Origin of the sequence: Streptomyces sp. NPDC002588 (genome assembly GCF_040295925.1) — a bacterium.
Lineage (GTDB): Bacteria > Actinomycetota > Actinomycetes > Streptomycetales > Streptomycetaceae > Streptomyces.
Genome location: NZ_JBEOWF010000005.1, coordinates 44,898 through 69,022, shown reverse-complemented (window position 1 = coordinate 69,022; position 24,125 = coordinate 44,898). Strand labels below are relative to the sequence as shown.

Sequence of the window (24,125 nt, the reverse complement as noted above, 5' to 3'; positions counted from 1 at the left end):
CGATCAGCCTCCTGAGCCCGCGCGGTTGGCGCGGATGAGCAGCCAGAGCAGTACCGGTGCGCCGAGCACACCGGTGACGATTCCCACGGGCAGTTCCGTACCCGGGATCGCCTCGCGGGCGACGAGGTCGGACCCGAGGACGACGAGGGCGCCGGTGAGCCCGGAGACGACCGGCGGCGGGGAGGAGGTCCCGGCGAGCCGCTGGGCGATCTGCGGGGAGGCCAGGGCCACGAAGGCGACCGGCCCGGCGGCGGCCGTACCGAAGGCGACCAGCCCCACCCCCGCCAGCAGCAGCGCGAGCCGCACCTTCTGGACGGGGGTGCCGAGCCCGGCGGCCACGTCGTCGCCGAGCTGCAGTGTGCGCATCCAGCGGCCCATGCACAGGGTGACCGGCAGCAGCACCGCCATCGCCAGGGCGAGGTCGCTCACCTGGTCCCAGGTACGGCCGTTGAGGTTGCCCACCAGCCAGCCGACCGCCGCCTGCGCCTCGAACCGGTTGCCGCGGGCCACCAGGAAGTCGGTGGCGCTGGTGCAGATCCAGGACACGCCGATGCCGACCAGGATGATCCGGTAGCCGGTCGCCCCGCGTTTCCACGCCAGCGTGTACACGAGCAGGGCGGTGACCAGGGCGCCGAGCAGGCCCAGGGTCTGCAGGCCGAGCCCGCCGGTCCAGCCGAGCACCGTCGCGGCCACCACGGCCGTACCGGCCCCCGCGGTCAGCCCGATCATGTCGGGGCTGGCCAGCGGGTTGCGGGTCATCGTCTGGAACACCGCGCCGGAGACCCCGAAGGCGATCCCGACGAGCAGTCCGGTGAGCGCGCGCGGCAGCCGCAGGTCCTGCACGACGACGACCGTCCCGGGATCGCCCGCGCCCCACAGCGCGCGCACCACGTCGGCGAACGCCACCGGGTAGTCGCCGAGGGTGAGCCCCCAGCAGAAGAGCAGGAAGGCGGCGACGCCGACCAGGACCCCGGTCAGCAGCAGCCGGGGCCGCAGGATGCCCGACACGGGCGGTACGGCGAGCCGGAAGGGCCGGCCGCGGCGGGTGTACGGCACCGGCGGGGTGACCGGGGGAGCGGACCGGACGGGCACCTCACACCTCCGCGAGTTTCCGTCGGCGTACCAGGGCGATGAAGAACGGACCGCCGATGAAGGCCACCAGCACGCCCGCCTGGATCTCGGTCGGCCTGGCGGCGAGCCGGCCGACGATGTCCGCGGTCAGCAGCAGCAGTGGCGCGATCGCCGCCGACAGCGGCAGCAGCCAGCGGTGGTCGGGGCCGATGCCGGCCGCCTCTGCCAGGACGCGCGCGATGTGCGGCACGACCAGGCCGAGGAAGACCACCGGGCCGATCACGGCCACCGACGCGCCGGTGAGCAGCACGACCGCGGTGACACCCCGGAGCCGTACGAGACCGAGCCGGCGGCCGAGCGAGGCCGCCACGTCGTCGCCCAGGGCGAGGCTGTTGAGGGCGGGGGCACTCGCGAGCGCGAGGACGGCGCCGACCGCCAGGAACGGCGCGATGCGCAGCAGTTCACCGGAGTCCTGGTCGGCGAGCGAACCGGCCGACCAGAAGCGGTAGCGGTCGAGGGCGTCCGGGTCGGTGAGGACGATCGCGCTCGTGGCCGACGACAGCATCGACGTGACGGCGACCCCGGCGAGGGCGAGTTTCACGGGGGTGGCCCCGGAGCGTCCCAGCCGGCCCAGGAGGAACACGACCACGCTGGCCACGAACGCCCCGGCGAACGCGAACCACACATAGCCGTACAGGGAGGAGACCCCGAACACGCCGACCGCGACGACGATCGCGAACGACGCGCCGCCGCTCACCCCGAGGATGCCGGGGTCGGCGAGCGGGTTGCGGGTCAGCGCCTGCATCAGCGCGCCGGACATGCCGAGCGCGGCTCCGGTCGTCAGCCCCAGCAGGGTGCGCGGGATCCGCACCGACCAGATCACGTTGTCGACGAGTCTGCTCGGCGAGTCCCCGAACAGGGTCCGGACGACCTGGTCGAGCGGGATGCTCAGGGCGCCCAGTGCCACGGAGAGCAGGGAAAGCAGCACGAGGAGGCCGACGAGGACGCCGACCAGCACCGAGCTGCGCAGCTTTCTGCCTGGAGCCACTGGCCTCTCCACGTCATCGCCCGTTCGGGGGTGCCTTGTTCGCAGGTAAGGTGAGCATAACCTCAGTGGCTGTGCCGTAGGCCTCCATCTCCCGAGAGGGCTATCAAGTTAGGCAATCCTTACCTTACTATGCGAGCGGTTGCGGCTCGTCGGAGCCGGTTTCCGTCTCGCTAGGGAGGCACGGGCGGCTGTGTCGGGTAACTCGCGTTCTGCGGAAGAGGCGATCACCGAAGGGGCGAACGCCCCGGAGGACGTGGCGACTCGGGAACACTGGCGGCGGCGGTTCGCCCGGCAGCCGCGCGAGGCGGCCCTGCCGGTGGACCTGCCCCTGCCGCACGGACCGGCCGGGCCGGCGCCGACCGCCGGCCGGACGTGGGCGCTCACACTGCCCCGCCCCGCCGACCAGGTGCTGCTCGCCGCCCAGATCGCCCTCCTGCACCGGTACGGCGGCGCGGCCGCACAGCGGGCCGACGTGGCCGTGGCGTACGCGGGCCTGCCGCTGCGCGTCGCCGTCGACGGCGACACCCCGTTCGCGGTTCTCCGTGAGCGCGTCGCCGCCGCGCTGACCGACGCGGAGGCCCACCGTCTTCCGACCACCGACCTTCTCACCCTGCTGGCCCCCGAACCCGGGCGCGGCGGGGCCCTGTTGTGCGCGACGGGCTTCGGCCCGGCCCCCTGGGACGAGGGCGGTCCGCTGGACATCGCCCTGTCCGTCACCGAGACCTCCGGGGAAGCGGTCGAACTACGGCTCACCTACCGCACGGACCTCTTCGCACCGGACACCGCCGACCGGATCCTCGGCCACTACACCACCCTCCTCGCCGACGCCCTCGCCCGCCCGGACGCCCCGGTGGGCGACCTGGACCTGCTGGAGGAGTCGGAACACCGGCGCGTACTCGTCGAGTGGAACGACACCGACCACGAGGTCCCGGCCCGCACCTGGCCGCGGATGTTCGCCGACCAGGTCGCCGCCCGCCCCGGCGAGATCGCGCTGATCCACGAGGACGTCCGGCTCAGCTACGCCGAACTCCACGACCGCGCCGCCCGGTTGGCGCAGGCGCTGGCCGCGCGCGGCGCCGGCCCGGAGAAGGTCGTCGCGATCGCCGTGCCCCGCTCGGCGGACCTGATCGTCGCCGAGGTCGCCGTACTGAAGTCGGGCGCCGCCCATCTGCCGGTCGACACCGACTACCCGGCCGACCGCATCGCGTACATGCTCGCCGACGCCGAACCGGTCTGCGTCCTGACCACCGCCGAGATCGCCGCCGAACTTCCCCCCGGCACCGACCTGTTGGTCCTGGACGCCGCGGAGACCGAGACCGAACTCGCCGGGCACCCCGCCCAGGACCCGGCCTGCGACCTGACGACCGCGCACGCCGCCTACGTCATCTACACCTCCGGCTCCACCGGCCGCCCCAAGGGCGTCGTGCTCTCCCACGGCGGTGTCGCCAAGCTGGTGGCCACCCAGCACGAACGCTTCGGGATCGGCCCGCACAGCCGGGTGCTCCAGTTCGCCTCGCCCAGCTTCGACGTGGCGTTCTGGGACCTGTGCCTCGGCCTGCTCTCCGGCGGCCGGCTGGTCGTCGTGCCTGCCGACCGCCGGGTGCCGGGCGCACCCCTCGCCGACTACGCGAACGAGCACGGCGTCACCTTCATGATCCTGCCGCCCGCCCTGCTGGCCGCGATGCCCGACGACGTCCGGCTCCCGCCCACGGCCACCCTGCTGGCCGGCACCGAGCGCGTCTCGCCCGAACTCGTCGGCCGCTACGCGCGCGGCCGGATGATGTTCAACGCCTACGGCCCCACCGAGGCCACCACCAACTCCACGCTGGGACTGTGCGATCCGGACACCCCGGCCGGCACGATCGTGCCGATCGGCGTCCCCGACCCGGGCACCCGCGCCTACGTCCTCGACGACCGGCTGCGACCCGTGCCGGCCGGTGTCGTGGGCGAGCTGTACCTCGGCGGTGCCGGTCTCGCCCGCGGCTACCTCGGCCGCCCCGCGCTCACCGCGGAGCGGTTCGTCGCCGACCCGTTCGGCCCGCCCGGCGAGCGGCTGTACCGCACCGGCGACCTGGTCCGCTGGAGGGCCGACGGCCGCCTGGAGTTCCACGGCCGGGTCGACAGCCAGATCAAGATCCGCGGCTTCCGTATCGAGCCCGGCGAGATCGAGTCGGTGCTGCGCGCCCACCCGGCCGTCGACCAGGCCGCGGTCGTCGTCCGTGAGGACCGCCCCGGCGACCGCCGGCTCGCCGCCTACGTGGTGCCCTCCCTGGACGGCCCCACAGAGGGCGAGGACTCCGTCGCCGACTGGAAGGACCTGCACGAACTCCTCTACTCCGCCGCCGGTTCGGAAGGCTTCGAGGAGAACTTCGCGGGCTGGAACAGCATGTACGACGGGCTGCCGATCCCGCTCGCCGACCTGCGCGAGTGGCGGGACGCGACCGTCGCCCGGATCCGGGAACTGAAGCCCCGGCGCGTCCTGGAGATCGGCGTCGGCAGCGGTCTGCTGCTGTCCCGGATCGCCCCCGGCTGCGAGGAGTACTGGGGCACCGACCTCTCGGAGGAGGCGGTGCGCGCCCTGCGCGCCCAGGTCGACGAAGTGCCCGAACTGGCCGACAAGGTCACGCTGCTGGCCCGCCCCGCGCACGACCTGACCGGACTGCCGGAGGGCCGCTTCGACACCGTCGTCGTCAACTCCGTCATCCAGTACTTCCCGAGCGCCGACTACCTCACCGGTGTCCTGCGCGCCGCCGCCGCGCTGCTCGCGCCCGGGGGCTCCCTGTTCGTCGGCGACGTCCGCAACCTGCGCCTGCTGCGCACCCTGTGCGCCGCCGTCGAGTCCGGCCGTGCGCACCGGGGCGACCCGGACGGCGACAAGGACGCCCTGCGCGCCGCCGTCGACCGGGCCGTCGCATGGGAGGGCGAACTCCTCGTCGATCCCGACTACTTCGCCGCACTGGACGGCTTCACCGCCGACGTACGGATCAAGCGCGGTGTCCACCACAACGAGCTCACCCGCTACCGGTACGACGTCGTCCTGAGCCCCGGCGCCGAGACGCCCGCCGTCGGCGCACCGGACCTTCCGTGGTCCGCGCTCGGCACGCCTGAGGCACTCTCCGCACGTCTCGCCGAGCACCCCGCCCTCCTGCGCGTCACCGGCATCCCCAACGCCCGCCTCGCCCCCGACCTGGCCGCGCTCGGCACCCTCGACGACAGCAGCAGGTCCGTCACCGGCGGCGCGGGCGTCGACCCCGAGGCGTTGCACGAGACCGCCGCCCGCCACGGCTACCGGGCCGCCCTCACCTGGACCGCGGACGCCGAGGACGGCAGCCTCGACGCGGTGTTCGCGCTCGGCGACAGCGCCCCGCCCGGCCCGCTCTACCGCCCCGGCCGGCCCCACCCGCACGCCAACCGTCCGGCGCCGTTCCGCAACGTCACCGCGCTGATGACCGTCCTGCGCGCGCACGCCGCGGAGTTCCTGCCCGAGTACATGGTCCCGGCCGCCCTCGTCCCCCTGGACCGGCTCCCCGTCACCCCCAGCGGCAAGCTCGACGCGGCCGCGCTGCCCGCCCCGGACTACGGGCTGCTCAGCTCGGGACGTGCCCCGCGCACCGAGCGCGAACGACTGCTGTGCGATCTGTACGCCCGGGCCCTGCGCGTGCCGGCGGTCACCATCGACGACGACTTCTTCGCGCTCGGCGGCGACAGCATCGTCGCCATCCAGCTGCTGGTCCTGGCCCGCCGGGCCGGCCTGGAGCTCACCCCGCGCGACGTGTTCAGGCACCGCACCGCCGCCCAGCTCGCCACGGTCGCCCGCACCGCCGCCGACCCCGACGAGTCCGCGGACGCTCCCTGGCCGCAGCCCACCGAGGACGAACTCGCCACGCTCCAGGGCGGATTCCCGCTCACGATCACCGAGGTGCTGCCGCTCGGCCCCCTCCAGGAGGGCTTCTTCTTCCACGCCCTCGTCGACGGCACCGAGCACGACGCGTACGTCGTCCAGCAGGTGATCGAACTCGTCGGCCCCGTCGACGGCGACCACCTGCGCCGCGCCGCCCAGCGCCTGCTGGACCGCCACGCCCCGCTGCGCGCCTGCTTCCGTCAGCTCCCCGACGGCCGTCCCGCCCAGGTCGTCCCGGCCGGCGTGGACCTGCCCTGGCGCGAGGTGGACCTGTCCGCCCAGGAGCCCGGCGTCCGCGCGGGCCTCGCCGAGACCGTGGCGGCCGACGAACGCGCCCGCCGTTTCGACCTCGCCCGCCCGCCGCTGCTGCGCTGCGCGCTGGTCCGCTTCGGCGAAGACCGCAGCCGACTGGTCCTGACGTTCCATCACATCGTGGCCGACGGCTGGTCGCTGCCCGTCCTGCACCGCGAACTGCTCGCCCTCTACGGCGAGGAGCCCGCCTCCCTGCCCGAAGTCGCCCCGTACCGCGACTACCTGGCCCGGATCGCCCGCGCCGACCGTGAGGCCGCCCGCGACGCCTGGCGTTCCGCGCTGGCCGGGATCGACGGGCCCACCCGGCTGATCGAGACCCCCGCCGCCGGACCGATCGAGCCCGCCCAGATCCGCGTCGAGCTGCCCGAGCGCACCACCGCCCGCCTCGCGGCCCGGGCCCGCGAGCACGGCGTCACCCTCGGCACGGTCCTGCAGGCGGCCTGGGGTCTGCTGCTCGCCGGGCTGACGGATCGCCGCGACATCGTCTTCGGCACCACCGTCTCGGGCCGGGACGCGGCCGTGGACGGCATCGATTCGATGGTCGGCCTCTTCATCAACACCCTGCCCACCCGCCTGACCTGGGCGCCCGCCGACACCCTCGGTGCCGTCCTCGAACGCCTCCAGCGGGAGCAGAGCGCCCTCCTGGACCACCAGCACCTCGGCCTCGCCGACATCCAGCGGGCCGCCGGGCACCCGGGCGGCGGCGAACTCTTCGACACCCTCGTCGTGTTCGAGAACTATCCGGCAGAGCCGAACGTCACCGACCCCACCGGCACCGTCCGGCTGGCCGGACACGCCTTCCACGACGCCGTCCACTATCCGCTCGCGCTCGTCGTGAAGCCCGGCAGGCGGCTCGGCCTGCGGCTCAAGCACCACGCGAACCGGCTGTCCACCGACGCCGTGCAGACCCTCGCCGACCGGCTCACCCTCGTCCTGGACGCCCTCGCCGCCGACACCGGCCGTCCGGTGGCCGCTCTCGACCTGCTCACCCCGGCCGAGCGGGACGCCGTGCACCCGCAGGGCGAGCGGCACCCCGTACCCGCGACCACCCTGCAGGCCGCGATCGCCGCGCAGAGCGCCCGCACCCCGGACGCGACAGCCGTGATTCACGGCAGCACGACCCTCACCTACGCCGAACTCGACTCCCGCGCCGAGGCGTTGGCCCGTCGGCTGCGCGCCCGGGGAGCGGGACCCGAGCGGTTCGTCGCCGTCGCCGTCCCGCGCTCGGCCGAACTGATGGTGGCCCTCCTCGGCGTGCTGAAGACGGGGGCCGCCTACCTGCCCGTCGACCTCGACTACCCGGCCGACCGCATCGCGTACATGCTCGCCGACTCCGGCGCCCGGACCGTCGTCACCACGGCCCGGGACGCCGCCCGGCTGCCCGAGGCGGACGGCCTGGAACTGCTCTGCGTGGACGACGAGTTCGACGCCGCAGCAAGCGACGAACCAAGCGTGTCGCCGAGCCCCGACCACCCCGCCTACCTCATCTACACCTCCGGCTCCACCGGCCGCCCCAAGGGCGTCGTCGTCACCCACCGCGCCATCGGCAACCGGCTGGCCTGGATGCAGGACGCGTACCGACTCGGCCCCGACGACCGGGTGCTGCAGAAGACGCCGGCCAGTTTCGACGTCAGCGTCTGGGAGTTCTTCTGGGCGCTGCGCGAGGGCGCGGCCGTCGTCCTCGCCGCCCCGGACGGCCACCGCGACCCCGCCTACCTCGCCCGCGTCATCCGCGAACAGCGCGTCACCACCCTGCACTTCGTCCCGTCCATGCTGGAGGCCTTCCTCGCCTCGGACGAGGTGACCGCCGACCCGGGCTGGGCGGCCTCCCTGCGCCGGGTGTTCAGCAGCGGCGAGGGCCTGCCCGGCCACGCCGCGGCCCGCTGGCACACGCTCACCGGGGTGCCGCTGCACAACCTCTACGGCCCCACCGAGGCCGCCGTCGACGTCACCCACCACCCCTACGACGGAGCAGCCGGTGCGGACGACACGACGGTGCCGCTCGGCCGCCCGGTCTGGAACACCGGCCTGCGCGTCCTCGACTCCTGCCTGCGCCCGGTGCCCGACGGCGTCCCCGGCGAGCTGTACCTCACCGGCGTCCAGCTCGCCCGCGGCTACCACCGGCGGCCCGCGCTCACCGCCGACCGGTTCGTCGCCGACCCGTTCGGCGAGCCAGGCGAGCGCATGTACCGCACCGGCGACCTGGTGCGCCGCCGCGCCTTGGGGTCCTCCCGGCCGGAGGCCGGGGGAGGCAGCCTCGAATACCTCGGCCGCACCGACCGCCAGGTCAAGCTGCGCGGCAACCGGGTCGAACTCGGCGAGATCGAGGCCGCGTTGGCCGCGCAGCCCGCCGTCGCGCAGGCCGCGGTGACGGTGCGCGAGCAGCGCCTGGTCGGGTACGTGGTCCCCGTCGCCGCGGCACCCGACGCAGCCGGACTGCGAGCCGCCCTCACTGCCGCACTCCCCGCCGCCATGGTCCCGGACGCCTTCGTCGTCCTCGACGCCCTCCCGCTCACCCCGAGCGGCAAGCTGGACCAGGCCGCGCTGCCCGCGCCCGAGGCCGAGCGGGCCGCCGTACGCCGTGCGCCCGCGAACAGCCGGGAACGGCTGCTGACGGAGATCTTCGGCGCCGTCCTCGGTCTCGAGGACGCCGGTCCCGACGACGACTTCTTCCTGCTCGGCGGCGACAGCATCAGCTCCATCGGCGTCTCCAGCCGGGCCCGAGCCGCGGGGCTCGACCTGAGCCCGCGCGACGTGTTCACCCACCGGACCCCCGCGGCCCTGGCCGGAGCGGCTCCCGTCATCTCCGCCACGGCCGGGCCGCGGGCCTCTTCGTCCGCTGCCCTCACCGACGAAGAGCGGGCGCGCGTGCACGCCCTGGCCGCTCCCGCGGCCGTCGCGGACGTCTGGCCCCTGGCACCCCTCCAGGAGGGCCTGTTCTTCCACTCCACCTTCGACGCCGGGCACGACACCCCGGACGGCGCTCCCGCCCTGGACGTCTACACCGTCCACGAGACCTTCGACTTCGCCGAGCGCCTCGACACCGCCCGGCTGCGCGCCGCCGTACGGACCCTGCTGGCCCGCAACCCCGGGCTGCGCGCCGGGTTCACCAGCGACGGGCTCAGCCGCCCGGTGCAGTTCATCGTCGACGACCCCGGGATCCCGCTGCAGGAGGCCGACCTCTCCGGCCTGCCGCGCGCCGAACAGGACGCCCGGCTCGCGGAGCTGACCGACGACGAGCGGGGCCGCCGCTTCGACCTGTCCGCGCCCCCGCTGCTGCGGCTGCTGCTGGTGCGACTCGGCGCGGAGCGCGGCGACCGGCTGGTCGTCGGCCGCCATCTGATCCTGTGGGACGGCTGGTCGGCCTGGCTCTTCCTGGACGAGCTGTTCGCGCTGTACGCCTCCGGCGGCGACGCCTCCGCGCTGCCCGCCCCCGGCAGCTACCGCGACTACCTGACCTGGCTGGAGGAGCAGGACGACACCGATGCCACCACCGCCTGGCGCACCGCCCTGGCCGGCCTGGAGGAGCCGACCCTGCTGGTGCCGGCCGCCGACGGCCTCGACCCGGTCATCCCCGAGCGGTTGGACATACGGCTGCCCGTCGAACTGGGGGAGCGGCTGCGGACGGCCGGCCGCACCCACGGCCTCACCCTGAACACCCTCCTCAACGCGGCCTGGGGCCTCACCCTGGCCTCCGCCACCGGCCGCGCCGACGTCGTCTTCGGCACCACCGTCGCGGGCCGGCCCAGCGAGGTCCCCGACGTCGAGCGGATCATCGGCCTCTTCCTCAACACGGTCCCCACCCGCATCGCCTACGACCCCGCCGAGCCGGTACTCGACCTGCTCAGGCGCATCCAGGCCGAGCGGCTCGACCTCATGCCGCACGAGCACCTGAGCCTCGGTGTGCTCCAGGCGGAGACCGGCCACCGCAAACTGTTCGACACCCTCTTCGTGCTCCGCAACAGCGACACCGAGGAGCGGCTCGCCGGCCTGCGCACCCGGCACGGCGCCACCGCCGTCGCCAACGTGGACGCCACCCACTACCCGGTGAACCTCGTCGTCACCCCCGGGCAGCGCATCCAGGTCACCCTGACCCACCGCCCCGACCAGGTCCCGGCCGACCGCGCCCAGATTCTGCTGGATCGTTTCGCCCTGCTGATCGACCGGCTCTCCGCCGACCTGTCCGCGCCCGTCGGCTCCCTCGACCCCGCCCTGCCCGAGGAGCGCGCCGCGCTGGCCGCGGAGTGGGCGGCGAGCCGGGTCCCCGATCCCGAGGACACCGTCGCCGACCTGCTCGCCGCCCAGGCCCGCCGCACGCCCGACGCGCGCGCCCTGGTCCTCGGCGAGCGCACCCTGACGTACGCCGAACTCGACGCGGCCGTGAACCGCATGGCCCGGCTGCTCATCGACCGGGGCGCAGGTCCCGAGCGGGTCGTGGCGCTCGGCCTCGGGCGCTCCCTCGACATGGTCGTGGCGCTCTTCGCCGTCCTGCGCAGCGGCGCCGCCTACCTGCCCCTGGAGCTCGACCACCCGGCCGACCGGCTCTCCCTGATGCTGGCCGACGCCCGCCCGCTGCTGCTCCTGACCACCTCCGCGGTCTCCGCCACCCTCGACGGCGAGATGCCGCGCGTCCTGCTGGACGACCCGCGGACCCGCGCCGAACTGGACGGCCTCTCCGCGGAGCCGGTGCGGGTGCGCTTCAGCCTGGAGCACCCCGCCTATGTCATCTACACCTCCGGCTCCACCGGCCGCCCCAAGGGCGTCGTCACCCCCTACCGGGGCCTGACCAACATGCAGCTCAACCACCAGAAGGAGATCTTCGAACCCGCCATCGCCTCGGCCGGCGGGCGCAGGCTGCGCGTCGCGCACACCGTGTCCTTCGCCTTCGACATGTCCTGGGAGGAACTGCTCTGGCTCGTCGAGGGCCATGAGGTGCACGTCTGCGACGAGGAACTCCGACGCGACGCCGAGGCGTTGACCGCCTACTGCGAACAACACCGCGTCGACGTGGTCAACGTCACCCCCACATACGCCCGACTCCTCATCGACCAGGGCCTGTTGGAGGGACACGTCCCGCCCCTGGTGCTGCTCGGCGGCGAGGCCGTCCCGGACGCCGTCTGGGCGGCCCTGCGCGACACCGAGGGGACGTACGGCTACAACCTGTACGGGCCGACCGAGTACACCATCAACACCCTCGGCGGCGGCACCCTCGACAGCGCCACCCCCACCGTCGGCCGCCCCATCCGCGGCACCCGCGCCCACCTCCTCGACGCCTGGCTGCGCCCCGTCCCCGACGGCGTCCCCGGCGAGCTCTACATCGCCGGCGTCGGCCTCGCCCGCGGCTACCTCGACCGGCCCTCCCTGACCGCCGAACGCTTCGTCGCCGACCCGTTCGGCGAGTCCGGCGAGCGCATGTACCGCACCGGCGACCTGGTGCGCCGCCGCGCCGACGGCAATCTCGACTTCCTCGGCCGCACCGACGACCAGGTCAAGATCCGCGGCTACCGCATCGAGCCCGGCGAGATCGAGACCGTCCTCAGCCGCCACCCGCTCGTCGCGCAGGCCGCCGTGGTCGTGCGCGACGAACGGCTGGTCGGCTACGTCGTCCCCGCGCGCGGCACGGACCAGGAGCGCTCGGCCGCCGAGGCCGCCCAGGTCGGCGAGTGGCAGGAGATCTACTCCGACGAGTACGAGGAGATCGGCACCGCCGTCTTCACCGAGCGGTACGACGGCTGGGACAGCTCCTACGACGGCGAGCCCATCCCCTTCGAGGAGATGCACGAGTGGCGCGAGGCCACCCTCGCCCGCATCACCTCACTCCGCCCGCGCCGCGTCCTGGAGATCGGCATCGGCTCCGGTCTGCTGCTGTCCCGGCTCGCCCCGGCCGCCGAGGCGTACTGGGGCACCGACTTCGCCGCACCCGTCATCCGCAAGATCGGCGAGGAGCTCCGCGGCCGCGACCCGGAGCTGGCCGCCAGGGTCGAACTGCGCTGCTGTCCGGCCGACGACCTCTCCGGGCTGCCCACCGGCTACTTCGACACGATCGTCATCAACTCCGTCATCCAGTACTTCCCGAGCGTCGAGTACCTCACCGCCGTCATCGACGGCGCCATGGGCCTCCTCGCGCCCGGTGGCGCCCTGTTCGTCGGCGACGTCCGCAACCTGCGGCTCGCCCGCACCTTCCACACCGAGATCCAGCGCGCCCGCGGCACCGCCGACGCCGACCTGGAGCGGGCCGTCACCCGCTCCCTGGCCCTGGAGAAGGAACTCCTGGTCGACCCCGACTACTTCACCACCCTCGGCCACGGCGTCGACCTGCGCACCAAGCGCGGCCTGCACCACAACGAGCTGTCCCGGCACCGCTATGACGTGGTGCTGTACAAGGGGGAGCCGGACACGCCCCTCGACACCGTCCCCGCTGTCGCCTGGACGAGCGAGGCCGACCTCGAACAGCGCCTGGCAGTGGGCCCGTTGCGTGTCACCGCCGTCCCCGACGGCCGCGTCGTCGACGGCGGGGTCGACCCCGAGACCCTGCACGCCCTCGGCGCCCGCACCGGCCACCGGGTCCTCACCACCTGGTCGGCGACGACCGGGGCGTACGACGCGGTGTTCACCGAACCGACCGGCTCCCGCCTCACCGGCGGCCTGTTCCGGCCGGGCGGCGGTACCGCCCCGTACGCCAACGAGCCGACCGCCGCCCGCGAGGCGAGCGCGCTGGTCCGGCGGCTGCGCGAGGACCTGGGCCGCGAACTGCCCGACTACATGGTCCCGGCCGCCTTCGTCACCGTCGACGGGCTGCCGATGAACGCCAACGGCAAGCTCGACCTGACCGCGCTGCCCGACGCCGAACCCGTCGTCGCCCTCGGCGGCGGACGCGGCCCCCGCACCCCCGGGGAGGAGACGCTCTGCCGGCTCTTCGCGGAGGTGCTCGGCCTGCCCGAGGTCGGCGCCGAGGACGGCTTCTTCGACCTCGGCGGCCATTCGCTGCTCGCCACCCGGCTGGTCAGCCGCGCCCGCACCGAACTGGGCGCCGAACTCGCCATCCGTGACCTGTTCGAGGCGCCCACCCCGGCCCGGCTCGCGGCCCGGGTCGGCGCGGCGAGCCCGGCCCGGCCGCCCGTCACCCCGGCCACCGACCGGCCCGACCGTGTCCCCCTCGCCGCCGCGCAACGCCGTCTCCTGCTGGTCGAGCAGATCACCGGCAGCGGCGTCGCCTACAACTTCCCGCTGGTCTTCCGGTTGCGCGGCACCCTCTACACCGAGGCCCTGCGCGCCGCGCTGAAGGACGTCGCCGACCGGCACGAGGCCCTGCGCACGCTGTTCCCGGCCCATGAGTACCAGCACATCGTCCCGGCGGAGACGGCGCACCCGCCGTTCACCGTCCTCGACGCCACCGAGGACGCACTGCCCGCACTGATCGAGGCGGCCCAGCGCCGCCCCTTCGACCTCACCACCGAACTCCCGCTGCGCTGCGAGGTGTTCCGGCTGGACGACGAAGACCACGTGGTGGCCGTCGTCCTGCACCACATCACCACCGACGAGTGGTCCGACCGGCCGTTCCTCGCCGACCTGGGCGCCGCCTACGACGCCCGGCGCGCGGGCCGGGCCCCCGACTGGACCCCGCTGCCCGTGCAGTACGCCGACTACACCCTCTGGCAGGAGGACCTGCTCGCCCGTACCGGCGAGGCCCAGCTCGCTCACTGGGCGCGGGCCCTGCGCGGGCTGCCCGAAGAGCTGACCCTGCCCGCCGACCGGCCCCGCCCGGCCGAACCGACCGGACGCGGCGGCAAGGTCCGCCTGGAGCTGCCCGCCGCCACCGGCCGCGCCCTGCGCGACCTCTCCGGCGCCACCGGCACCAGCATGTTCATGCTGTTCCAGGCGGCCACCGCGGCGCTGCTGCACCGGCTCGGCGCGGGCGACGACATCCCGCTCGGGGCGCCCATCGCGGGCCGTACCGACGAGGCACTGGGAGACCTGGTCGGCTTCTTCGTCAACACCCTGGTCCTGCGCACCGACCTGTCCGGCGACAACCTGACGTTCCGTCAACTGGTGAGCAGGGTGCGAGAGTCGTCGCTCGCCGCCTTCGAGTTCCAGGATCTGCCCTTCGACCGCGTGGTGGAGGCCCTCAACCCGCCCCGGGTGGCCGGGCGCAACCCGCTCTTCCAGGTGATGCTCGGCTACCACCACCGGCAGGGCGGCGACCCCGACGTGCTCGGTCTGACCACCGAGTGGTTCGACATGGACACCGGCATGGCCAAGTTCGACCTGCACTTCACCTTCGTCGACGAGACCGACCGGGTCGTCCTGCTCCTGGAGTACGCCACCGACCTCTTCGACCACACCACCGCCGAGCGCCTCGCGGCCCGCGCGGTACGGCTGCTGGAGTGCGCCGCCGCCGAACCCGACCGTGCCGTACGGGACCTGGAGGTCCTGGAGGACGACGAACGCGCCCGTGTCCTCGGTGAGTTCAACGCGACCGCGCACCCGGTGCCGGACCTGACCCTGCCCGAGCTGTTCCGCGCCCAGGCCGCCCGCACCCCGGAGGCGACCGCCCTGATCTTCGGTGAACAGCGGCTGACGTACGCGGAGTTGGACGCCCGCGTCGAGCACACCGCCCGCGTCCTGGCGGGCCTCGGCGCGGGTGCCGAGCGGACCGTGGCCGTCGCCCTGCCGCGCTCGGCGGACCTGGTGGTCGCCCTGCTCGCGACGCATCGTGCCGGTGCGGCGTATCTGCCGCTGGACCCGGACTATCCGGCGGAGCGGCTGGCTCTCATGGTCGAGGACGCCCGTCCGGTGTGCGTGGTCCGCGAGGGTCTGCCGACGGGGCCGGAGGGCACGCTGCCGACGTCGTACGACGCTCTCCACCCGGCCTATGTCATCTACACCTCCGGCTCGACCGGTCGTCCGAAGGGTGTCGTCGTCCCGCACGCGGGCATCGTCAACCGGTTGCTGTGGATGCAGGACACGTACCGACTGACCGCCGACGACCGGGTGTTGCAGAAGACGCCGTCCAGCTTCGACGTGTCGGTGTGGGAGTTCTTCTGGCCCCTGATCACCGGCGCGGCTCTCGTGCTCGCCCGGCCCGAGGGCCACCGCGACCCCGCCTACCTGGCCCGGCTGATCCGCGAACAGGACGTCACCACCGTCCACTTCGTGCCCTCCATGCTCCAGCTCTTCCTGGAGGAGCAGGGCGCCGCAGGGTGCACCGGGCTGCGCCGGGTGATGTGCTCCGGCGAGGCCCTGCCCGCCGCCCTCGCCCGCCGCTTCCACGAGGTGCTCCCCGCCGAGCTGCACAACCTCTACGGGCCCACCGAGGCCGCCGTCGACGTCACGGCGATCGGAATCGGCCCCGGCGCGACCGTCGTGCCGATCGGGCGCCCGGTGTGGAACACCCGCCTCTACGTCCTCGACGCCGGTCTGCGGCCGGTCCCGCCGGGCGTCCCCGGCGAGCTGTACCTCGCCGGTGTGCAGCTGGCGCGCGGCTACCTGGACCGTCCGGCACTGACCGCCGAGCGGTTCGTCGCCGACCCGTACGCCGAGGCGCCGGGCGCGCGCATGTACCGCACCGGCGACCTCGCCCGCTGGACGGACGACGGCACGGTCGAGTACCTGGGCCGTACCGACGACCAGGTGAAGGTGCGCGGCTTCCGCGTCGAGCCCGGCGAGATCGAGGCCGTCCTCGCCGCGCACCCGTCCGTCGCCCATGCCACCGTCGTCGTACGGGACGAACGACTCGTCGCCTATCTGGTCGGCAGCGTCGACTCCGCGTCCCTGCACGCCCACGCCGCGGCCACCCTGCCCGCCCACATGGTCCCGGCCGCCTTCGTCGCACTGCCGGAACTGCCCCTGACCCCCAACGGCAAGCTCGACCGCAAGGCTCTGCCCGCCCCGGAGTTCACCGTGACGGCGGCCGACGGCACCCCGCCCCGCACCCCGCGCGAGGAGATCCTCGCCTCCCTGTTCGCCGACGTCCTCGGCCTCGAACGGGTCGGCCCCGACGACGACTTCTTCTCCCTCGGCGGCCACTCGCTGCTCGCCATGCGCCTGGTCAGCCGGGTCCGCACCGCCCTCGGCGCCGACCTCGCCGTCCGCACCGTCTTCGAGGCGCCCACCGTGGCCCGACTGGCCGCGCGCCTCGGCGCGTCCGGCACCGGAGCCCGCCCGGCCCTGGCCGACCCGAGGCCGCGCCCGACGCTGCTCCCGCTGTCCTCCGCCCAGCGGCGGCTGTGGCTGCTCGCCCAGGTCGACGGCGCGAGCACGGCGTACAACCTCCCGTCGGCCTGGCGGCTGACCGGCCCGCTCGACCGGGACGCCCTCCAGGCCGCCCTGAACGACGTGGCCGCCCGGCACGCCCCGCTGCGGACCGTGTTCCGCTCGGTCGAGGGGGTGCCGTACCAGCAGATCCTGGCCGACGTCGAAGTCCCGCTCATCACCGCGCCGTTCGAGGAACTGAACGCCCGCGCCGCGCACGTCTTCGACCTGGAACGCGAACTCCCGGTCCGTGCCACCCTGTTCGAGACCGGCCCGGACGAGCACGTCCTGCTGCTCCTGCTGCACCACATCGCCACCGACGAGTGGTCCCACCGCCCGCTCCTCGCGGACCTGGGCACCGCCTACGCGGCCCGCACAGCCGGTCGCGCGCCCGACTGGGCGCCGCTGACCGCGAGTTACGCCGACTACACGCTCTGGCAGCGCGAGCTGCTCGACGCGGCCGAGCCCGGCCTGCTCGCCCACTGGACGGACACCCTGCGCGGGCTGCCCGACGAGCTGAACCTGCCCACCGACCGGCCCCGGCCGGCCGAGTCCACCGGGCGCGGCGGCACGGCCGGCTTCACCGTTCCGCCCGCGCTCGCCCGCGCCCTGCGCGACCTGGCCCGCGAGCACGGCGTCAGCATGTTCATGGTTGCCCAGGCGGCCGTGGCCGCCCTGCTGCACCGCCTCGGAGCCGGGGACGACATCCCCCTCGGCGCACCCGTGTCGGGCCGCTCCGACGAGGCACTGGAGGACCTGGTCGGGTTCTTCGTCAACTCCCTCGTTCTGCGCACCGACCTGTCCGGCGACCCCACCTTCGCCGAACTGCTGGCCCGCGTCCGGGCCACCTCCCTCACCGCCTACGACCACCAGGAGCTGCCGTTCGAGCGGCTGGTGGAGGCCGTCAACCCCGAACGCTCGCTGGCCCGGCACCCGTTGTTCCAGGTCATGGTCGTCCACCTGACCGGCACCGGCGACGGCCCCGCCCTCTCCGGGCTCGACGTCCGCCGCGAACCGGTCGGCCAGGACACCGCCAAGTTCGACCTCGGCTTCGACTTCGTCGAGCGGGGCGAGAGCATCGACGGCTGGATCGAGTACAGCGCCGATCTCTTCGACGCCGCGACCGCCGAGCTGCTGGCCCGCCGCACGGAACGGCTCCTGGAGCAGATCGCCGCCGACCCGGGCCGCCGCATCGGCAGCCTCGACGTCCTGGATTCCGACGAACGCGCCCGTGTCCTCGGTGAGTTCAACGCGACCGCGCACCCGGTGCCGGACCCGACCCTGCCCGAGCTGTTCCGCGCCCAGGCCGCCCGGACTCCGGATGCCACTGCTCTCGTCTTCGAGGAACAGCGGTTGACGTACGCGGAGTTGGATTCCCGCGTCGAGCGCACCGCGCGTGTGTTGGCGGGTCTCGGCGCGGGGGTGGAACGGACGGTGGCCGTCGCCCTGCCGCGATCGGTGGATCTGGTGGTGGCGCTGCTGGCGGTGCATCGCGCGGGTGCGGCGTATCTGCCGCTGGACCCGGACTATCCGGCGGAGCGGCTGGCTCTCATGGTCGAGGACGCCCGTCCGGTGTGCGTGGTCCGCGAGGGTCTGCCGACGGGGCCGGAGAGCACGCTGCCGACCTCGTACGATCCCCTCCACCCGGCCTATGTCATCTACACCTCCGGCTCGACCGGTCGTCCGAAGGGTGTCGTCGTCCCGCACGCGGGCATCGTGAACCGGCTGTTGTGGATGCAGGACGCCTACGGACTGACCGCCGACGACCGGGTGTTGCAGAAGACGCCGTCCAGCTTCGACGTGTCGGTGTGGGAGTTCTTCTGGCCCCTGATCACCGGTGCCACGCTGGTCGTGGCCCCGCCTGAGGCGCACAAGGACGCCGCCCGGCTGGCAGGTCTCGTCCAGCGGGCGGGAGTCACCACCGTCCACTTCGTGCCGTCCATGCTGCGTGCCTTCCTCGACGAGCCGGGCGCCGCAGGGTGCACCGGGCTGCGCCGGGTGATGTGCTCCGGCGAGGTCCTGCCCGCCGCCCTCGCCCGCCGCTTCCACGAGGTGCTCCCCGCCGAGCTGCACAACCTCTACGGGCCCACCGAGGCCGCCGTCGACGTCACCGCCCGCGAGGTCGGCCCCGACGCGACGAGCGTGCCCATCGGCCGCCCGGTGTGGAACACCCGGACCTATGTCCTGGACGCCGGTCTGCGGCCTGTGCCGCCCGGTGTGGCGGGGGAGCTGTATCTGGCGGGTGTGCAGTTGGCGCGCGGCTATCTCGGCCGCCCTTCGCTGACCGCCGAGCGGTTCGTCGCCGACCCGTACGCCGAGGCGCCCGGGGCGCGTATGTACCGCACCGGCGACCTCGCCCGCTGGACCGCCGACGGCGAGCTGGAGTACCTGGGCCGTACCGACCACCAGGTCAAGGTGCGCGGCTTCCGAATCGAGCCTGGCGAGATCGAGACCGTGCTCGCCGCGCACCCGTCCGTCGCCCATGCCACCGTCGTCGTACGGGACGAACGACTCGTCGCCTATGTGGTCGGCAGCGTCGACTCCGCGTCCCTGCGCGCCCACGCCGCGGCCACCCTGCCCGACCACATGGTCCCGGCCGCCGTCGTCACCCTCGACACGCTCCCGCTCACCCCCAACGGCAAGCTGGACCGCCGGGCGCTGCCCGCGCCCGACTTCGCCGCCGAGGTCACCGACACCCGCCCGCGCACCCCGCTCGAAGAGACCCTGTGCGCGCTGGTCGCCGACGTCCTCGGCCTCGAACGGGTCGGCCCCGACGACGACTTCTTCTCCCTCGGCGGGGACAGCATCGTCGCCATGCAGCTCGTCGCCCGCGCCCGCGCGGCCGGGCTGGCCTTCAGCCCACGGGACGTCTTCCGGCACAAGTCCGCGGCCGGGCTGGCCGGTGTCGTCGCGGCCCTCGCCCCGGACGACGGCGCGGACGACGGCGCGGACGACACGGCCGATCTGCTCGCCGGTCTCACCGACGACGAGCGCGCCGAACTCGCCGGCCTGCCCGCCGGCACCAAAGTCCTGCCCGTCTCCCCGCTCCAGGCCGGCCTGCTCTTCCATGCCGCCCTCGACGACGGCGACGAGGGGCCCGACGTCTACACCGTCCAGATCTCCTACGACCTCGAAGGCCCGCTGGACGCGGAGCGGCTGCGCACCGCCGCCCAGCGCCTGCTGGACCGGCACGAGAACCTCCGCGCCGGCTTCCGCCACCTGTCCACCGGGCGGCCCGTCGCCGTCGTACCGCGCACGGTCGCACTGCCCTGGCGGCAGGTGGAGCTGACCGGCGCAGACGACTGGGACCGACTCCTGAGCCAGGAACGGCGCCGCTTCGACACGACGGAACCGCCCCTGCTGCGGCTGCTGTCGGCCCGGCTGGGCGAGGACCGCCACCGGCTGGTCCTGTCCCACCAGCACCTCCTGCTCGACGGCTGGTCGCTCCCGCTGCTCACCGCCGAGCTGTGGAAGCTGTACGAGGGCCGGGTACTGCCCGCCCCCGCTCCCTACCGCGCCCAGCTGCGACTGCTCGCGTCCAGGGAACCCGCCGTCTCCGCCGCCGCCTGGGCCGAGGCCCTGGCCGGGCTGGCCGAGCCCACCCGGCTCGCGGCCGCGGACCCCGGCCGCACCGCCGTGGTCCCGCACACCCACACCGTCGAGCTGGACCCGGCGCGCACCGCCGCCCTGGACGCCTTCGCCCGCGCCCACGGCCTGACCCTCAACACCCTGGTCCAGGCCGCCTGGGGCGTACTGCTCGGACGGCTCACCGGACGCGACGACGTGGTGTTCGGCGCGACGGTCGCGGGCCGCTCGCCCGAACTCCCCGGCGCCGAGACGATGATCGGCCTGTTCATCAACACCGTGCCGGTGCGCGTCCGGCTGCGCCCCGAGGAGAGTGCCGCCGCGCTGCTGGCCAGGCTCCAGGACGAGCAGTCCCGGCTCATCGACCACCAGCATTTCGGACTCGCGGACATCCAGCGGGCCGCGGGACTCGGTGAACTCTTCGACACGCTCATGGTGTTCGAGTCGTACCCGGTCGCCGAGGACCGCGCCGCCGGGACCGGTGACGCGCCCCGCGCGACCGTCCGCGAACACGCGGACTCCACCCACTACCCGTTCGCGTGGGCGGTCGAGCCCGCCGAACGGCTGCGGCTGACCGCCGAGTTCCGCCCCGACCTGTTCGAGGCGCCGGCCGTCCGGCACATCACCGCGGCCCTCGTGACCCTGCTGACGACGATGGCGGAGCGGCCCGACCGGCCGGTGGGCGCCCTCGACCTGCTGGACACGGCCGGCCGCCGTACGGTCCTGGAGACCTGGAACGACAACGCGCTGCCGGCCGGACCCGGCACCCTGCCCGCGCTGTTCGCGGCCCAGGCCGCCGCGTCCCCGGGCGCCGTCGCCGTCACCGACGCCACGACCACCTGGTCCTTCGCCGAACTCGACGCCCGGACCGACCGGTTGGCGCGCGCCCTGGCTGCGCGCGGTGCCGCCCCCGAGCGGCTCGTGGCCCTCGCTCTGCCCCGCACGGCCGACCACATCGCCGCCGTCCTGGCCGTGATGAAGGCGGGCGCCGCCTACCTGCCCCTCGACCCCGACCTGCCGCCGTCCCGCATCCAGGACATGCTGGCGGACGCCCGCCCGGTCCTGGTCCTCGCCGATCCCACAACTCCGCTGCCCGCGACGGACGTTCCGGTGGCGGCCCTGGGAGATCTCGAGGGGGGCCCGGAGGCCGAGCCCACGCCCCCCGGCCCCGACCACCCCGCCTACGTCATCTACACCTCCGGCTCCACCGGCCGCCCCAAGGGTGTCGTCGTCACCCAGCGCGGCGTCGCCAACCTCTTCCACAGCCACCGACGCGACCTGCACGACCTGGCGAAGGAACGCACCGGACGCCGTCATCTGCGGGTCGGACACGCCTGGTCGTTCTCGTTCGACGCCTCCTGGCAGCCGCAACTGTGGCTGCTCGACGGGCACGCCCTGCACATCGCCGACGACGAGACCCGGCGCGACCCCGAACTGCTCGCCGCGTTCGTCCGCGACCAGGGCATCGACTTCATCGAGGTCACCCCGTCCATGCTCGCGCAGATGGCGGACGCCGGCCTGTTCACCTCGGACGGCGGCTGCCCGCTCGCGGTGGTCGGCTTCGGCGGCGAGGCCGTCCCCGAGCCGCTGTGGACCCGGCTCGCCGCGCTCCGCGACACCGAGGCCTTCAACCTGTACGGCCCCACCGAGGCCACGGTGGACGCGCTGGTCGGCCGGGTGCGGGACAGCGCCCGCCCGGTGGTCGGCCGGCCCGTCCACAACTCCCGTGCCTACGTGCTGGATTCGGCGCTGCGCCCGGTTCCGCCCGGGATCACGGGCGAGCTGTACCTCGCCGGGCCCGGGCTGGCGCGCGGCTATCTCGGACGCCCCGGGCAGACCGCCGAGCGGTTCGTCGCCGATCCCTTCGGTGCGACGGGCGGGCGCATGTACCGCACCGGCGACCTGGCCCGCTGGACCGAGGACGGACTCCTCGAGTTCGCCGGCCGCGCCGACGACCAGGTGAAGATCCGCGGCTACCGGGTCGAACTCGCCGAGATCGAAGCCGCACTGGACATCCATCCGGCGGTCGCCCGGTCCGTGGTCGTCGCTCGCGAACACCGGCCTGGTGTAAGGCAGTTGGTCGCGTATGCGGAAGTCCCGGACGGCGGTGCCGACCAGGGCGCCCTGCGCACCCACACCGCGGCCGTGCTGCCCGAGTACATGGTCCCGGCCGCCGTGGTCGTCCTGGAGCGGCTGCCGCTGCTCTCCAACGGCAAGCTGGACCGGGCGAACCTGCCCGCGCCCGACTTCACCTCCACCGGCGGCGGACGCACGCCCGGGAACGACACCGAGCGCGCCCTGCGCGGCCTGTTCGCCGAGGTGCTGGGGCTGCCCGAGGACGCCGTCGGCGTCGACGACGACTTCCTCGCCCTCGGCGGCGACAGCATCGTCGCCATGCACCTGGTGGCCCGGGCCCGCACCGGCGGCCTGCGGATCACCCCGCGCCAGGTCTTCCAGCTGCGCACGGTCGCCGCCCTCGCCGCCGTCGCCGTAACGCTCGACGACACCCAGCGGCGGCGCCGCCACGACGACGGCACCGGAACCGTCCCGCTCACTCCGATCATGCACGCCCTGCGGGAGCGCGGCGGCCCGATCGCCGGCTACCACCAGGCCGCTCTGATCCGCACCCCGGCCGGCCTGGACGAGTCCGGACTGCGGGCCGTGCTGCGGGCCGTCGCCGACCGGCACGACATGCTCCGCGCCCGCCTCGACCGGGGCGGCGCCGCCTGGTCGCTCCAGGTGCCCGCCCCGCAGGACACCGACGCCGACTCCTGGCTGACCACGGTCGACGTACAGGGCGCCGACGACGCCGGGCTGCGCGCGGCGATCACCGCGCACGCCGCCCCCGCCCGCGACCGGCTCGACCCGGACGCCGGCGCGATGGTGGCGGCCGTCTGGTTCGACGCCGGGCCGGACGAGCCGGGACGGCTGCTGCTCCTCGTCCACCACCTGGTCGTCGACGGCGTGTCCTGGCGGGTGCTGCTGCCCGACCTGGCCGGCGCCTGGGCCGCGGTGAGCTCCGGCCGCACCCCCGAACCGGCGCCGGTCGAGGTGTCGTTCGCCCGCTGGTCCCGCCTGCTCGCCGCGCGGGCCGCCGAGCCTGCCCGCACCGACGAACTGCCCCACTGGACCGCCGAGCTCGCCGAGGGCGCCGGGCTGCCGCTGGCCCGCCCGCTGGACGCGGCCCACGACACCGTCGCCACCACCCGCCACCACTCCCTGACCCTGCCCACGGAGATCACGGCCCCGCTCCTCGGCCGGGTCCCCGCGGCCTTCGGGGCCACCGTCAACGACGTCCTGCTCACCGCCTTCGCCCTGGCCGTCGCCGACTGGCGGCACCGGGTGCTCGGCGCGGCGGCGCCCGGCGGACCCGTCCTGGTCGACCTGGAGGGCCACGGCCGCGAGGAGGAACTCGTGGGCAACGCCGACCTGTCCCGCACCGTCGGCTGGTTCACCAGCGTGGTGCCGGTACGGCTGGACGTCGGTGAACCGGCCGACGCCGACCCGGCGGACGCCCTCGCCGGCGGCCCCGCCCTGGACGCGGCGCTGGCCAGGATCGGCCGCCACCTCGCCGACCTGCCCGCCTCGGGCATCGGGCACGGACTGCTGCGCCACCTCAACCCGGAGACCGGTCCCGGCCTCGCCGAACTCGCCGTCCCCCAGATCGAGTTCAACTACATGGGCCGCTTCGGCCGCGCAGAGTCCGCCGACTGGTCCTACGCCCCCGAGGAGGACGCAGCCGACCTCGACGCCGACCCCGGCATGCCGATGTCCCACGCCCTGACCCTCAACGCCCTCACCGAGGACCGCCCCGAAGGACCCCTGCTGAACGCCCACTGGGCCTACGCCGCCGAACTGCTCACCGAAGAGGCGGTCGACGACCTGGGCAGGACCTGGTTCCGGGCCCTGGAAGCCCTGGTCCGGCGGGCCGACGCACAGCACGACCACCACTGATGC

The 24,125-nt window shown here is 74.3% G+C and carries 3 protein-coding genes; 1 reads left to right on the top strand and 2 read right to left on the bottom strand.

The annotated features are described in order from the left end of the window. Positions 1-3: 3 nt before the first annotated feature. Positions 4-1,092: a FecCD family ABC transporter permease gene (locus tag ABT057_RS07420; RefSeq protein WP_352341501.1), complete on the bottom strand. Its 1,089-nt coding sequence runs from the start codon at positions 1,090-1,092 to the stop codon at positions 4-6. 1 nt (position 1,093) lies between these two features. After that, the gene (locus tag ABT057_RS07415; protein WP_502973820.1) at positions 1,094-2,089 is read right to left on the bottom strand and encodes a FecCD family ABC transporter permease; all 996 of its coding nucleotides are present in this window, start codon (positions 2,087-2,089) and stop codon (positions 1,094-1,096) included. A 283-nt stretch (positions 2,090-2,372) separates the two neighbouring features. On the opposite strand from ABT057_RS07415, the gene ABT057_RS07410 reads away from it, so the two are divergent. Next, a complete protein-coding gene (locus tag ABT057_RS07410) occupies positions 2,373-24,122 on the top strand; it encodes a non-ribosomal peptide synthase/polyketide synthase (RefSeq protein ID WP_352341499.1) in 21,750 nt (7,249 codons plus the stop codon). The last annotated feature ends 3 nt before the right edge of the window (positions 24,123-24,125 follow it).